Annotated in this window: 17 protein-coding genes and 1 pseudogene; 7 read left to right on the top strand and 11 right to left on the bottom strand. The window is 74.8% G+C overall.

Features of this window, described 5'->3' with window-relative positions; translation table 11 throughout:
• Positions 1-312: 312 nt before the first annotated feature.
• From IEZ05_RS12195 to IEZ05_RS12185, 3 genes are read right to left on the bottom strand one after another with little or no spacing between them, the layout of a single operon-like run.
• Positions 313-1122: a class I SAM-dependent methyltransferase gene (locus IEZ05_RS12195; protein ID WP_189230078.1), complete on the bottom strand. Its 810-nt coding sequence runs from the start codon at positions 1120-1122 to the stop codon at positions 313-315.
• Positions 1119-1751, bottom strand: a complete 633-nt coding sequence (locus IEZ05_RS12190) for a TIGR04282 family arsenosugar biosynthesis glycosyltransferase (protein WP_189230077.1) — start codon at positions 1749-1751, stop codon at positions 1119-1121. The genes IEZ05_RS12195 and IEZ05_RS12190 overlap by 4 nt, the downstream gene beginning before the upstream one ends.
• A 2-nt stretch (positions 1752-1753) precedes the next feature.
• Positions 1754-2482, bottom strand: a complete 729-nt coding sequence (locus IEZ05_RS12185) for a glycosyltransferase family 2 protein (RefSeq protein ID WP_189230076.1) — start codon at positions 2480-2482, stop codon at positions 1754-1756.
• A gap of 115 nt (positions 2483-2597) precedes the next feature.
• Between IEZ05_RS12185 and IEZ05_RS12180 the strand changes: the two genes are divergently transcribed.
• Entirely contained in the window at positions 2598-3380 is a 783-nt protein-coding gene (locus IEZ05_RS12180; protein WP_189230075.1) for a response regulator transcription factor, read from the top strand.
• A 2-nt stretch (positions 3381-3382) separates the two neighbouring features.
• Positions 3383-4495 (top strand): sensor histidine kinase, encoded by a 1113-nt coding sequence (locus tag IEZ05_RS12175; RefSeq protein WP_189230074.1) that lies wholly within the window; start codon positions 3383-3385, stop codon positions 4493-4495.
• A 21-nt stretch (positions 4496-4516) separates the two neighbouring features.
• Here IEZ05_RS12175 and IEZ05_RS12170 read toward each other — a convergent pair whose 3' ends face one another.
• Positions 4517-5518: an NAD-dependent epimerase/dehydratase family protein gene (locus tag IEZ05_RS12170; RefSeq protein WP_189230073.1), complete on the bottom strand. Its 1002-nt coding sequence runs from the start codon at positions 5516-5518 to the stop codon at positions 4517-4519.
• Positions 5519-5761: 243 nt separating this feature from the next.
• Between IEZ05_RS12170 and IEZ05_RS12165 the strand changes: the two genes are divergently transcribed.
• From IEZ05_RS12165 to IEZ05_RS12145, 5 genes are all read left to right on the top strand, one after another.
• The gene (locus IEZ05_RS12165) at positions 5762-6142 is read left to right on the top strand and encodes a RodZ family helix-turn-helix domain-containing protein (RefSeq protein WP_189230072.1); all 381 of its coding nucleotides are present in this window, start codon (positions 5762-5764) and stop codon (positions 6140-6142) included.
• Positions 6139-6789 (top strand): class F sortase, encoded by a 651-nt coding sequence (locus IEZ05_RS12160; RefSeq protein WP_189230071.1) that lies wholly within the window; start codon positions 6139-6141, stop codon positions 6787-6789. The genes IEZ05_RS12165 and IEZ05_RS12160 overlap by 4 nt, the downstream gene beginning before the upstream one ends.
• A gap of 64 nt (positions 6790-6853) precedes the next feature.
• Positions 6854-7345 carry an RNA polymerase sigma factor gene (locus IEZ05_RS12155; protein WP_189230070.1) on the top strand — a complete coding sequence of 164 codons (492 nt, stop codon included), beginning with the start codon at positions 6854-6856 and terminating at the stop codon, positions 7343-7345.
• Entirely contained in the window at positions 7329-7871 is a 543-nt protein-coding gene (locus IEZ05_RS12150) for a hypothetical protein (protein WP_189230069.1), read from the top strand. Before IEZ05_RS12155 ends, IEZ05_RS12150 begins: the two co-directional genes overlap by 17 nt.
• Before the next feature lie 34 nt (positions 7872-7905).
• On the top strand, positions 7906-8268 hold the full coding sequence (locus IEZ05_RS12145) for a DUF952 domain-containing protein (RefSeq protein WP_189230068.1): 363 nt from the start codon (positions 7906-7908) through the stop codon (positions 8266-8268).
• Positions 8269-8307: 39 nt separating this feature from the next.
• Here the strand turns inward: IEZ05_RS12145 and IEZ05_RS12140 are convergent, their stop codons facing one another.
• The 7 genes and pseudogenes from IEZ05_RS12140 to IEZ05_RS12105 all read right to left on the bottom strand — a co-directional run bounded on the left by IEZ05_RS12140 (position 8308) and on the right by IEZ05_RS12105 (position 13763).
• Positions 8308-8628, bottom strand: a complete 321-nt coding sequence (locus IEZ05_RS12140) for an SCO5918 family protein (protein ID WP_189230067.1) — start codon at positions 8626-8628, stop codon at positions 8308-8310.
• Between the two features lie 133 nt (positions 8629-8761).
• Positions 8762-10381, bottom strand: coding sequence for a DEAD/DEAH box helicase (locus IEZ05_RS12135; RefSeq protein WP_189230066.1), 1620 nt, complete (start codon positions 10379-10381; stop codon positions 8762-8764).
• A 277-nt stretch (positions 10382-10658) separates the two neighbouring features.
• The gene (locus tag IEZ05_RS12130) at positions 10659-10862 is read right to left on the bottom strand and encodes a cold-shock protein (RefSeq protein WP_189230065.1); all 204 of its coding nucleotides are present in this window, start codon (positions 10860-10862) and stop codon (positions 10659-10661) included.
• 397 nt (positions 10863-11259) lie between these two features.
• Positions 11260-11523 carry a GlsB/YeaQ/YmgE family stress response membrane protein gene (locus tag IEZ05_RS12125; protein WP_189230064.1) on the bottom strand — a complete coding sequence of 88 codons (264 nt, stop codon included), beginning with the start codon at positions 11521-11523 and terminating at the stop codon, positions 11260-11262.
• An 83-nt stretch (positions 11524-11606) separates the two neighbouring features.
• A pseudogene (locus IEZ05_RS12120) lies at positions 11607-11940 on the bottom strand (TerD family protein); the annotation flags it as partial.
• Positions 11941-12228: 288 nt separating this feature from the next.
• A complete protein-coding gene (locus IEZ05_RS12110; RefSeq protein ID WP_189230063.1) occupies positions 12229-12813 on the bottom strand; it encodes a TerD family protein in 585 nt (194 codons plus the stop codon).
• A 173-nt stretch (positions 12814-12986) separates the two neighbouring features.
• Positions 12987-13763, bottom strand: a complete 777-nt coding sequence (locus IEZ05_RS12105) for a polysaccharide deacetylase family protein (protein ID WP_189230062.1) — start codon at positions 13761-13763, stop codon at positions 12987-12989.
• Between the last annotated feature and the right edge of the window lie 62 nt (positions 13764-13825).

Here is a 13825-nt window from a genome sequence, read left to right as displayed (position 1 = left end):
CGGGCCGCGGCCCAGGATCGGAAGCCCGTTCCAGATCCTCCTGCTGCTGTGCTCCTTCGCGCTCGCCGGTTACGCGGGCGTGCGACTGCTCGCCGGCGACTGGCTGGGCGTGGCCCTGTGGTTCGTGGGGGCGGCGCTGCTGCACGACCTCGTGCTGCTGCCGCTGTACGCGGCGGCCGACCAGGCCGTCGTCCGAGGTCCGGCCGCGGCCGGACGCCGTGCGTGGGTCCTGTACGTGCGGGTTCCGGCCGCGTTCTCCGGGCTGCTGCTGCTCGTGTGGTTCCCGCTGATCAGCGGCCGGGTGGACCGGCGCTACCGGTCGGTCGCCGGGCTGTCGGCGGAGGGCTTCCTGGCCCGCTGGCTGCTGATCACGGCCGCGCTGTTCGGCGTCTCGGCACTGCTCCTGGCGCTGCGGCCGCTGCGCAGCGCGACGAACCGGCGCGCACCCGACGTCCACTGAGCGGCGGTCCGCCAGCCGGCGCCGTCCGCGTGGCGGAGCAGGGCGGGCGTGCCGAGCCGTGCCCACGGGAAGGAACCGCCCGCCGTGCGGGGGGCGGTGACGTCGACCACCTGCACCTGGGCGCGTTCGTCGACGTCGGCCTCGGCCGTCTCGGCGATCAGCAGGCCGCCGGGCGCGAGCAGGGCGGCCACGCGGGCGAGCAGGGCACGGGGGTCGCCGCCGATGCCGACGTTGCCGTCCATGAGGAGGACGGTGCCCCAGCGTCCCTCGCCGGGCAGCGGATCGAAGACGGAGCGCCGCAGCGACTGGCCGCCGAGCCGTACGGTGCGGGCGACGGCGGCCTCGCTGACGTCGATGCCGAGGACGGTCCGGCCGCGGGCGGAGAGCTCCGCCACCAGCCGGCCGGGCCCGCAGCCCACGTCGAGCACGGCGCCCTCGCACCGGTCCAGCACCTCCCGGTCGACCGCGTCGGCCCGCTCGCACCAGCGCTCCACCTCCAGGGGGAGCAGCCAGCCGTCCGTGCGGCGCAGGAACAGCGGCCCCCGGCCGGCGCGCAGGGCGGCGGCGTAGGGGTCGGAGGCGGCCCAGGGGACCGGGACCGGGGCGGCGCCCGGACGGCCGCTCCTCGTGCGGCTCGCCGACCCGTTCGCCGAGCCGCTCATCGGCCCACCCGCCGGTCCGGCACCGCCGGGCACGCGGCCAGCCGGGCGGCGAAGCGGCCGTGCGGAGCCAGTGCGGCGACGGCCCGTGCGTCGGCGGCGGTGTCGACGTCGCGCAGGGGCGGCAGGTCGCGCACCCGCAGCCCGGCCGAGACGAGCCGCTCGCGCTGCACCGCCCCCGTCACCGGCGTCGACATGGGCACGCCCCGCAGCAGCGCGGGGTCGGGGCGGGCCAGGCCCAGTGCCCAGAAGCCGCCGTCCTCGGCCGGACCGAAGTACGCGTCGCAGCCGGCGAAATCCACGGTGAGCAGCTCCGGCGTCACCTGCGGCGTGTCCATGCCGACCAGCAGGGCCGGTCCGGCGCACCCGGCGAAGGCGTCCGCGAGCCGTTCGTCGAGTCCGCCCGCGCACTGCGGTACGACCTCGAAGCCGGCCGGCAGCCAGCGGCCGGGGACGCCGTCGAGCACCAGCACCCGGCGCCGCGCGGGCGTGGCGGCCACGGCGCGCAGGGTGTCGGCGAGGGCCGCTTCGGCGAGTGCCGCCGCCTGGGCCGGGGTGAAGGGCGGGGTGAGGCGGGTCTTGACCCGGCCGGGTCGCGGCTCCTTGGCGATGACGAGGAGGGTGGTCGCCATGCTCACCATGAGTTCCCCCCGCGGGCCGCCTCACGCGGGAGCGGGGGTGCCGGGTCCTCGGACAGGACCCGGCGCATGTCCCGTACCGCCTGCCAGGTGCCGCGCCAGGTCCCCGTCACCTTCGAGGCACCGGTGCGGGGCAGGTAGGGGACGTCGTGCTCGGTGATCCGCCAGCCCGCGTCGGCGGCACGCACCACCATCTGGAGGGGATAGCCGCTGCGCCGGTCGGTGAGGCCGAGGGCGAGCAGCCGCTCGCGGCGGGCGGCGCGCAGCGGGCCGAGGTCGTGCAGGCCGAGGCCCGTGCGACGGCGCAGCATCCGGGCGAGGGCGAGGTTGCCCGCGCGGGCGTGCGCGGGCCACGCGCCCCGGCCCTGCGGACGCCGGCGGCCGAGCACCAGGTCGGCCGTGCCCGCGCGGATCTCGCGCACGAAGGGCGTCAGCAGGCCCGGGTCGAGGGAGGCGTCGCAGTCGCAGAAGCAGACGACGTCGGCGGTGGCGGCGGTCAGCCCGGCGTGGCAGGCGGCACCGAAACCGCGGCGCGGCTCGGTCACGACCGTGGCGCCGAGGGCGCGGGCGAGGTCCGCCGAGCCGTCGGTGGAGCCGTTGTCGACGACGAGCGCGCGCCAGCCGTCGGGGATCCGGGCGAGGACCCAGGGGAGGGCCCCGGCCTCGTTCAGGCAGGGCAGTACGACGTCGACATCCGCAGCGGGCGAGGTGGTCACGGCTTTCACCCTACGAACCCGAACCGGACGAAACGGACGTCCGCTCCTTACGAAACGCGGACGTCGCGGGCCGTGGGCGCTTTCGGGGACGACGCCGGGCGGAACGCGGTGCGAGGCTGGGCGCATGCAGCAGCCCCACGAGCCCGCTTCGGCGGCGGCGGTCCCGGCCGGACGCCCCGACGGCGACCCGGCCGGGCCCGCCCGGGTCCTGGTCGTCGACGACGACCCCACCGTCGCCGAGGTCGTGGCCGGTTACCTGGACCGCGCCGGTTACGTCGTCGACCGGGCGGAGGACGGGCCGGCGGCGCTCGCCCGGGCCGCCACGCACCGGCCGGACCTCGTGGTGCTGGACCTGATGCTGCCCGGCATGGACGGCCTGGAGGTCTGCCGGCGGCTGCGCGGCGGCGGGCCGGTGCCGGTCGTCATGCTGACCGCCCGGGGCGACGAGGACGACCGCATCCTCGGCCTGGAGGTCGGCGCCGACGACTACGTGACCAAGCCCTTCAGCCCGCGGGAGCTGGTGCTGCGCGTGGAGTCCGTCCTGCGCCGCACCCGGCCCGCCATCGCGGTCCGGCCCCTGTCCGCGGCCGGGCTGACCGTCGACCCCACCGCCCGCCGGGCCACCAAGGGTGACGCCGAACTGGCGCTCACCCTGCGGGAGTTCGATCTGCTCGCCTTCTTCCTGCGGCACCCGGGGCGGGCGTTCGCCCGGGAGGAGCTGATGCGCGAGGTGTGGGGCTGGGACTTCGGCGACCTGTCCACCGTCACCGTCCACGTCCGGCGGCTGCGCGGCAAGGTCGAGGACGATCCGGCCCGGCCCCGGCTGATCCAGACCGTGTGGGGCGTGGGCTACCGCTTCGACCCGGCCGGGCGGGCCACGGAACCCGGCGGACAGGAGCGGGACTGATCATGCGCGACACCCTCCTGATCGCCCTCTACGCCTTCGCCGGCGCCGCCGCCACCGGCCTGGCGGGTGCGGGCGTGCTGCGGGTGATCCGGCGGCGCTCGCTGACCGCCTCGCTCGCGGTGGTGGCCTCGGTCGCCGTCCTGGCGATGCTCGCGGGGACGCTCGCCGTCGCGTGGGCGATGTTCCTGTCCCCGCACGACCTGTCCGTCGTGACGACCGTGGTGGCGATGGCGGCCGTCGTCTCCCTGGCCACGGCGCTGCTGCTGGGCCGCTGGGTGGTCGCCCGCAGCCGCGAACTGACCGCCGCCGCACGGTCGTTCGGCGACGACGGCGGCTACGCGGCGCCCACGGTGCCCGCGACCGCCGAACTGGACGCGCTCAGCCGGGAGCTGGCCGCCACCAGTGCCCGGCTCCGCGAATCCCGGGAGCGGGAAAGAGCCCTGGAGACCTCCCGGCGCGAACTGGTCGCCTGGATCTCGCACGACCTGCGCACCCCGCTGGCCGGCCTGCGCGCCATGTCCGAGGCCCTGGAGGACGGCGTCGCCGCCGACCCCGACCGCTACCTGCGGCAGATCCGCACCGAGGTGGAACGCCTCAACGACATGGTCGGCGACCTCTTCGAACTCTCCCGCATCCACGCCGGCACCCTCCCCCTCGCCCCGGCCCGGATCTCGCTCTACGACCTGGTCGGCGACGCCCTCGCGGGCGCGGACCCCCTGGCACGCGAGCACGGGGTACGGCTGGTCGGCGAGGCGGTGCAGGCCGTGCCGGTCGAGGTGGACGGCAAGGAGATGAGCCGCGTCCTCGGCAACCTGCTGGTCAACGCCATCCGCCGCACCCCCGCCGACGGCACGGTCGCGGTCGCCGCCGAGCCCTCGCCGGAGGGCGTGGTGCTCTCCGTCACCGACGGCTGCGGCGGCATCCCCGAGGAGGACCTGCCCCGGGTGTTCGACACCGGCTGGCGCGGCACCCACGCCCGTACGCCCCCGGCCGGCGCGGGCCTGGGCCTCGCCATCGTCCGCGGCATCGTGGAGGCGCACCGCGGCCGGGCCACGGTCCGCAACATCCCCGGCGGCTGCCGCTTCGAGGTGGTCCTGCCCATGGCGGACGCCTGAGGCTTAGGGGGGCCCGAGGGGTCACTCCCCGCGCAGCTCCGCCCGCGCGAACTCCCGCATCCCCTCCGCGAATCCGACCTGCGGCCGCCACCCCAGCTCGGCCCGCAGCCGCGAGGAGTCGGCGGTGATGTGGCGTACGTCGCCGAGGCGGTACTCACCGGTGACGACGGGCCCGGGTCCGCCGTACGCGGCGGACAGGACGGTCGCCATCTCGCCCACCGTGTGCGGGTCACCGCTGCCCGTGTTGTACACCGCGAGTGTCCCGGCCGGTGTCCCGGCCTCCAGCGCCGCGACGTTCGCCGTGGCCACGTCCCGCACGTGCACGAAGTCCCGGCGCTGGCGGCCGTCCTCGAAGACGCGCGGTGCCTCGCCGCGGGCGAGCGCGGAGCGGAAGAAGGACGCGACGCCCGCGTACGGGGTGTCGCGGGGCATCCGGGGTCCGTACACGTTGTGGTAGCGCAGCGACACCGCCGCCGCGCCGGTCGTCCGGGCCCAGGCGGCGGCCAGGTGCTCCTGCGCCAGCTTGGTCGTGGCGTACACGTTGCGCGGGTCGACCGGTGCGTCCTCGCCGACCAGGCCGGGCGTCAGGTCCGCGCCGCAGACCGGGCACGCGGGCTCGAACCGGCCCGCGTCCAGCTCGGCGACGGCCCGCGGCCCGGGCCGCACCACCCCGTGCCGGCGGCACGCGTACCGCCCCTCCCCGTACACGACCATGGACCCGGCGAGCACCAGCCGCCGTACGCCCGCCTCCGCCATGGCCGTGAGCAGGACGGCGGTGCCGAGGTCGTTGCGCGAGACGTACTCCGCCGCGTCGGCGAATCCGTTGCCGAGCCCGACCATCGCCGCCTGGTGGCACACGGCGTCCACCCCGGCCAGCGCCCGGGCGACGGCCGCCGGGTCGCGCACGTCGGCGCGGGGGTCCGCGCGGACGTCGTAGCCGACGGGGTCGTGCCCGTGTGCCCGCAGCGCCTCCACGACGTGGGACCCGATGAACCCGGCACCGCCGGTGACCAGTACACGCATACGGCCACGCTAGGCCCGCGAGGGCACCGGGGCCGGGTGCCGGGCCCGGCACGTCACGGGTCCGTAAGAAGCGGCACGGGCACGGACGACGGGTGGCTTCGCCAACTCTCCTTTGCCATCTCTTTACAACCCGCTCCGCCGCTCCCTCGTCTCTCTGCTCGGTCCGCGACCCACGCGACCACGCGTCCCCGCCCACCGACCACGGGCGGGCGGGCGGACCGACCGACGAGAGAGAGCGACCCGATGCGCCGGACCATCCTCAGTGCCCTGGCACTCGCCTGCACCGCCGTACTGGCGAGCACCGTCCCCGCGTTCGCCGACGACCCGACCGCGGCCCCCAGCAGCCCGCCGTCCGCCGCCACCCCGAGCCCCACCACCGAGCCGAGCCAGGCCCCGGCGCCGGCCCCGTCCGTCAGCTCCCCGGCCCCGGCCGCCGAGCCGAGCAGCCGCCCGGTCGGCGGGCAGGTCTCCGCCGTGCCGGAGGGCGCGCCCGACACCGGGGTGACGACCCCGAAGTCCTCCGGGAACAGTGACGGGCTCGTCGGCGCGGGCGTCGGCACGCTGCTCGCCGCGGGCGGCGCGGTCGCCTTCGTCGTACGCCGCCGCCGGGCGACCGGGGCATGACCCCGTTCTCCGGGCGCGCCCTGGCCGGACTCGCCCTGGCCGCGCTGCTGGTGGGCTGCGGCGGCGGGCACGGGGCCGAGGAGGCCGCGACCGCACCGCCCGCCCGCACGGCGCCGTCCGCGCAGGCGCACGACGGTCCGGCGCGGCCCCTCGGTCGTTCGGTCCCGGTCGGCCTGCGCATCCCGGCCATCGGGGTCGACACCCCGGTGATGCCGCTGGGACTGGAACCGGACGGCACGGTGCAGGTGCCGCCCGTCACGGACCACGACCGTGCGGGCTGGTACCGGCATTCGCCCACGCCGGGCCAGGTGGGACCGTCGGTCGTCCTCGGCCACGTCACGGTCGGCACCCACGGGGACGGCGTCTTCCGCCACCTCGCGCGGCTGCACCGCGGCGACCGGATCGAGGCGCGCCTGGAGAGCGGCACGGTCGCGGTCTTCACCGTCACGTCCGTGCGCACGGTGGCGAAGGCCGCGTTCCCGACCCGGGACGTCTACGGGGACGTGGACCGCCCGGAGTTGCGGCTCATCACGTGCGGCGGCCCGCACGACGGCGACGGCTACCGGGACAACGTCATCGCCTTCGCCGAGCTGACCGCCACGACCACGGCGGCCGCCGGCGCGCCGACGGCTTCCGCACCGTCGTGACCACGGGAACGCGCGCCCCCGCACCGGCGTCTTCCCTCTGCCCCCCACCCGACCATGGAGAGCGTTGAAACGGTCCCGTGACAGGGCGGCGTCCGAGCTGTTCGCCGCCCTCTACCCCCGCCTGGCCGGCTGGTGCCGCCGGCTCGTCGACGACGACGAGACGGCCCACGAGATCGCCTCGGAGGCCTTCACCCGGCTCTGGGCCCGCTGGACGTCCGTGGACGAGCCCCGCGGCTTCCTCTACGTCACCGCCGCCAACCTCGTCCGGGACCACTGGCGCAAGCTGGAGCGCGAGCGCCGGGCCGTGCGCCGGGTCACCGCGGAGGTCGCCGTCCGCCCGCATCCCCAGCAGGCCGACCCCTCGGTACGGCTGCTGGTGCAGTCCCTGCCGGAGCGACTGCGGGTACCGATCCTTCTCCACTACTACGCTGACATGCCGATCCGGGAGGTGTCCGTGCTCACCGGGCGCAAGGAAGGAACCGTCAAGGCCGACCTGCACGCGGCCCGCGAACTGCTCCGCGTCCATCTGAGGAGAAGCCTTGACCACACGCTTTGAGGACGATCCGGACGGCCCGGAGGCGGCGTACGACGACCCGCACGACCCGCTGCTGGTCGTCCTTCGCCCGGGGGCGGACTTCCTGGGCCCGCCGCCGGGCCGCTACGAGGCGATCCGCCGGGCGGCGTCCCGGCGCCGCCTGCTGCGCGCGGCCGCCGGGGCCGCCGTGACCTGCGCGGCCGCTGTCGCCCTGCTCGCGCTGCCGGTCCCGTGGACGAACACCGGCCCGCCGGCCCCCCCGGCCGTTCCGCTGGCCCCGCCCCCGGCCGTCCCCTCGCCCTTGCCGTCCGAGCCCACTCGGTCGCCGTCCGCGCCCGCTCCGTCGCCGTCCGAGCCCGCGCCGTCCGTCGCCCCGTCCCAGGGGCCGGACGAGCGGGAGGCGGTCCCCAGTACGTCCGTCCCCGTCACATCCTCCGCCGCTCCGAGCACGCCGTCGGCCGGCGACCCGCCGTCACCGGCGACCTCGGCCCCGCCCGGAGCCGGGCCGACGGCTCGTCCGAGCACCGCGGCGACGCCCTCGGAGTGAGGGCGCGCGGGCGGGCCGCTGGGACAATCGGACGATGATCTATCACGTCGTACCGCTCGCCGACTGGGAAGCCGACCCCGGCCGGCCGTACGCGCCCGCGTCCCTCGTCGAGGACGGGTTCGTCCACTGCTCACCGGACGAGGGGACGACCCTCGCCGTCGCCGACGCCTTCTACCGCACCGCTCCGCGGCCCCTGCTCGCCCTGGTCGTCGACGAGAAGCGGCTCACCGCGCCGTGCGTGTGGGAGGCGGCAGCCCCCGCTCCGCCGCCCGGGGTGGCCGAAGGCACCCTGTTCCCGCACGTGTTCGGTCCGGTCGACCGGGACGCCGTCGAGCGGATCCTGGAGGTCCGGTGGGACGACGAGGGCCGGGCGAGCGGTCTGGCCGCCGCCGGCTGACGCCGGGGCCCTCGTCCGTCCCGCGTTTCCGACGCGGCCTCAGCCGTCCAGCGGCGTGGTGCCGCCGAGCAGCGCCGACGCGGTCTGCACCGGTGAGGCGGCGGGCTCCGGCGCGGGTGCGGCCTCGGGGTCGGGGTGGCAGGTGAAGCCGAGCCGGGCCATGGCCCGGGTGACCTCGCCGCCGGTGAAGTCGCGGCGGTCCTGGCGGGTGATGACCGCGCCCACCTGCTTGACGGGGTAACGGCGTCGGCCGATGGTCACGGACTCACCCGTGATGGGCTCGGGCGTGATGCCCTTCATCGAGCTGAGCACCCCGTCCTTGGTCAGGTCGAACGGGTACCGGGCGATGACGCAGCGCATGATGCCTCACAGGGGGAAGGGAGGGGGACTCCGAGGAGCTTGCCGTTCGTGATGGCCGTTCGGCCGGGTGAGGGGCCCCAGCGGAGGGGCCCCGGGCGACGGGGCCTCGGTGGAGCCCCGCCGAGGCGCCGGCCTAGGCCGCCGAGTCGCCGGTGGACTGCCGGCGCGGCCTGCGCCGGGGAGCCTCCCCGGTGGGCCGCCCCTGGGCGGAGCCACCCTGCACGGACCTGCCCTGTGCGGAACGCGCCTGTCCCGAACGCCCCTGGCCGGTGCCGCCGCCCTGCGCGGTGCGGCCCGCGGCGCCGCCGCGACCACGGCGGCCACGGGACGAGGCACCCCCGGACGCGGCACGTCGGGGACGCTCCACGACCGGCGCGGCGATGACGACGGGGACACCGGACGGCGCCTGCGCGCCGGTGATGCGGGTCAGCTCCGCCTCACCCGAGCGGACCGGGGTGATCTGCGGGGTGATGCCGGCCGAGGCCATCAGCCGGCTGATGTCACGCCGCTGGTCGGGGGTGACCAGCGTGACGACGCTGCCGGACTCGCCCGCGCGGGCCGTACGGCCGCCGCGGTGCAGGTAGTCCTTGTGGTCGGTGGGCGGGTCCACGTTGACGACCAGGTCGAGGTTGTCGACGTGGATGCCGCGGGCCGCGACGTTGGTCGCCACCAGCGCCGTGACGTGTCCGTCCTTGAACTGGGCGAGGGTCCGCGTGCGCTGCGGCTGGGACTTGCCGCCGTGCAGGCCGGCCGCGCGGACGCCGCTGTTCAGCAGGTGCTTCACCAGCCGGTCCACGGCGTGCTTGGTGTCCAGGAACATGATGACCCGGCCGTCCCGCGCCGCGATCTCGGTGGTGGTGCGGTGCTTGTCCGTGTCGTGCACGTGCAGCACGTGGTGCTCCATCGTGGTGACGGCACCGGCCGACGGGTCGACGGAGTGGACCACGGGGTCCGTCAGGTAGCGCTTCACCAGCCGGTCGACGTTGCGGTCGAGGGTGGCCGAGAAGAGCAGCCGCTGCCCGTCGGGGCGTACCTGGTCGAGCAGGGCGGTGACCTGGGGCATGAAGCCCATGTCGGTCATCTGGTCGGCCTCGTCGAGGACGGTGATCTCCACGTCGTCCAGTCGGCAGTCGCCGCGGTCGATGAGGTCCTTGAGACGTCCGGGTGTCGCGACGAGGACCTCGGCCCCCGCACGCAGGGCGCCGGCCTGCTTGCCGATCGACATGCCGCCGACGACGGTGGCCGACCGCAGTCCCACGGCGCGGGAGTACGGGGTGAGCGCGTCGGTGACCTGCTGGGCGAGCTCGCGGGTGGGGACGAGGACGAGCGCGAGCGGCTGACGCGGCTCGGCACGGCGTCCCGCCGTACGGGCCAGCAGGGCGAGGCCGAAGGCCAGGGTCTTGCCCGAACCGGTACGGCCGCGGCCGAGCACGTCACGGCCGGCCAGCGAGTTGGGCAGGGTCGCCGCCTGGATCGGGAACGGCTCGGTCACGCCCTCGCGGCCGAGCGCGGCCAGCAGGGCCGGCGGCATGGCCAGGTCGGCGAACGCCTCCACGGCGGGCAGCGCCGGAGTGATCGTCTTCGGCAGCGCGAACTCGCCCTGGGGAGCGGCCGGGCGGCGCCCGGAGCCCTGGGAGCGGCGCGGACCGCCGGACCGTCCGGAGCCTTCGGAGAACCGGCCGCCGCCCTTGCCGGAGCTCGGGGCTCCGCTGCGGGTGCGGGAGAAGCGGCTGTTCGTACGTGTGCGGTTCATGCGGAACCTTCCTTGATACGGCACGTATCAAGGGAGTCCCGCAGCGTAGGAGCAGCGCAGGGAATCGCAAGAACGAGCCGGCCTCGGTCGACTTCGGCGAGGTGAGCCGTGCGGACCGAGAGAATCGGGTGAATCGGGGGAATGAAGAAAATGGAGCTGATTGCGGAATTCAGGTGCTGAGAGAGCCGAGCGAATTCGGAATCGCGCCCTGAAACGCGGCGAGCTGGGGCCCGCACCCCTTGAGGTGCGGGCCCCAGCTGCGAAGTGTGCGTGAGCGTCAGGCGGGAACGATGTTCTCGGCCGTCGGGCCCTTCTGGCCCTGCGCCACGTCGAACGACACCTTCTGGCCTTCCTGCAGCTCGCGGAAGCCCTGGGTGGCGATGTTCGAGTAGTGGGCGAAAACGTCGGGGCCGCCGCCGTCCTGCTCGATGAAGCCGAAGCCCTTTTCGGAGTTGAACCACTTCACGGTACCGGTAGCCATTTGAATCTCCTTCGGAACGGTGCTCGGAGCCCGCCCTGTGCGAGCTCCGGTCGCCGCGATGATCACCCCGTCGGAAAAACCTTCAGGCAACCACTACTGCAACTTCCATCGACACTAGCACGCCGTGATCGCCCGGACGCGTGGAATAATCCCGCCTCCGGCGGCCGTGAGGGGAATATTCCCGGCGCGTGACGCCGAATTCTCCTCTCATGGCCACAGATATTGCCCTGCTCCGACAGCAGGGTCCGCCTGCGGCCGCACCCCTCGCGGCGCCGTGACCTCCGCCGACGGCTTTCCGGCGCGCCCGTGCGCGTCTCGGCAGGGGAGACGCCGCGAACGCCGCCGCCACCCCCTGCCGAGACAAGGAGCACACCGGCCGCGAGGGGGTCGGCGCCCGTCAGTGGCGGGCCTTGGCCCGGTCGAGGGCGACCACACCGAGCGCCGCGAGGGCGATCTGTATGAGCCACTCGACCCAGTCGACGCCGTTGGTGTCGGCGACGCCGAACGCGGCGGCGAGGGCCGATCCGATGAGGGCGGCCACGATGCCGACCGCGATGGTCCACAGGATGCCGATGCGCTGACGTCCGGGGACGACGAGCCGGCCGAGGACACCGATGACGATGCCGATCACGACGGCGCTGATGATGCCTGAAATCTCCATGTGTGCCCCTCGGGTGGTTTTATCTCGCCCTTACGCATGCCCGTTCGATCCGAGTGCAGTCCGGCCGGGAGCGGGATCCGGCGTCAGACGTTGACGCCGAGGCCGGCGGCGATGCCGGCCAGTCCGGAGGCGTAGACCTGGCCGACGGCGCGGAACTTCCACCCGGTGCCGTGGCGGTAGAGCGCGCCGAAGACCATCGCGGTCTCGGTGGCGGCGTCCTCGGAGAGGTCGTAGCGGGCGAGTTCCTGGTTGCCCGCCTGGTTGACGACCCGGCTGGCGGCGATTGGCCGCGTCGTGGATGGAGACCGGGAAGACGATTCGCTCGATGTCCGCGGGGACGGCGGCGAGGTTCACCTTGACGGTCTCGTCGTCACCCTCGCCCTCGCCGGTGAGGTTGTCGCCGGTGTGCTCGACCGCCGCGGCGCGGTGCTGGCGAGCTTCGTGACCGGCCTCGACCCGGCCGGCGAACGGCTGCTGCGCGACCTGCTCGGCGACGCGGGCGCCGCGGAAGAAGACTGAGGCGGCACGCCTGCCCGGCCGGTATCAGGTCGCCGATCGGCCGGTCCCCCGGGGAACGGGCGGACGGGCGGAGGCGGAAAACGGCCATCGGCACGAAGGCTCTCCGCAAGCCCGCACCCCGACCCCCCGCACCCCGACCCCGCCCCCGGGCAACGGCTGCCGTGCCGTCGATCCGCCGCTCCGGCGTTACTTGCTGACGGCGAAACGCATCAGAGCGTGCTCGTCCCCCTGCTTGATCTTCCCCGTCTCGTTGATCACTTCCAGCTTCCACGTACCGCCGACCCGCACGGCCTTGGCCACGGCGCAGCCGTTGTCCTGGCTGAGCAGGCTGGGCCAGATGTCGGCGACCTGCTGCGTGCTGCCGCCGGTCGCGTCGTAGACCTTGAAGCTGACGTTGCGGGCCTTCTGGAAGGAACTGCCCTTCTTGTAGGCGGCGGCGATGAACACGATGGACGTGATCACGGGCGGGAGCCGCGCGAACTCGACGGTCACCGTCTCGTCGTCACCCTCCCCGTGACCCGTCTGGTTGTCGCCGCTGTGGAGCAGCGACCCGTTCCCCATCGGGTCGAGCGAGTCGATCCCGGCGAGCCGCACCGGGTCCCCGCCCTGCATGGCGACGGCGATCAGGTCCAGGTCGGTACCGCTCTTGCGGCGCAGCTTGCCCATCACTCCGCCGCTGCTTCCGGCGGTCGGGTCCCAGGAGACGCCGATGGACAGATGGGTCACTCCGTCCAGGTCCGCCGGGCCGTCTTCCTTGGTGAGCGTGATCATGCGCGAGTCCTCCTCCGTCAACGGAACTACACCTCAGAGTCTGCCTGGTGCGTGGCGGTTCCGGGCCGACGGGTCGTTTTTTCCGCGCCCTCCCGGACGCCGCGTGGCGCCGCCCGAGGGTGCTCGGTCCCGCTGTCTCCTCGGTGCCCCGCGTGTGGCCGACGGCCGTGGGCTCAGCGGACCGGGAAGCCGAAGGAGTAGCCCTGCTCCTCGAGCCAGGGGAGGACGCGGCGCAGGGCTTCGACTGTCTGGGAGCGGTCGCCTCCCGCGTCGTGGAAGAGGAGCGTCGGCCCGTTGGGCAGCTCCCGCTCCACGGTGGCGACGATGGCGTCCGTGCCGGGCCGCTCGAAGTCCTTGGTGTCCACGTTCCAGCCCAGCGGGCGCATGCCGTGGGAGGCGGCCAGCTTGCGGCTGTAGGGGGTGAAGGCGCCGCCCGGGGCCCGGTAGTACATCGGCCGTACGCCCCCGGACGCCTCGATGATCATGCGCTCGGCGTCGAGGATCTCCTTCGACTGGTAGGCCTCGGACTTCTTGTCCATGGCGGTGTCGTGCGAGACCGAGTGGTTGCACAGCCGGTGCCCCGCCGCGACCACGTCCTTCACGAGGTCCGGGTGGGCCTGCGCCTGCGTGCCCGTCACGCAGAACGTGGCCTTCACCCCGTACTCCCGCAGAAGGTCGAGCACTTGGGGGGTCCACGCCGGGTCGGGACCGTCGTCGATGGTGATGTTGACGCCGCGCGCCCCCGCGTCCGAGGCGTGCGCGATGGTCACCGCGACCTGCTCGACGTCACTGCCCGGCGTGGCCGACGCGGACGCCCCCGGCGACGACGAACCCCCCACGGAGTCGGCCTGCGCGGTCCACACCGACGCACCGACGGCGAGCATCGTCACCCCGAGCGCCGCCCCGGCGACCTTGCCGTACCAACCCCGCCCGCCACTGTGCCGCGCCATGTCCGCCCCGCTTCCCCGCCGTTGTCCGCCTCGGTCATCTCGAGTCCACCTGGCAGGACGAG

It is taken from the genome of Streptomyces flaveolus (assembly GCF_014648815.1).
GTDB lineage: Bacteria > Actinomycetota > Actinomycetes > Streptomycetales > Streptomycetaceae > Streptomyces > Streptomyces flaveolus.
The sequence above is the reverse complement of the archived record's forward strand: the minus strand, read 5'-3'. Positions and strand labels throughout refer to the sequence as shown.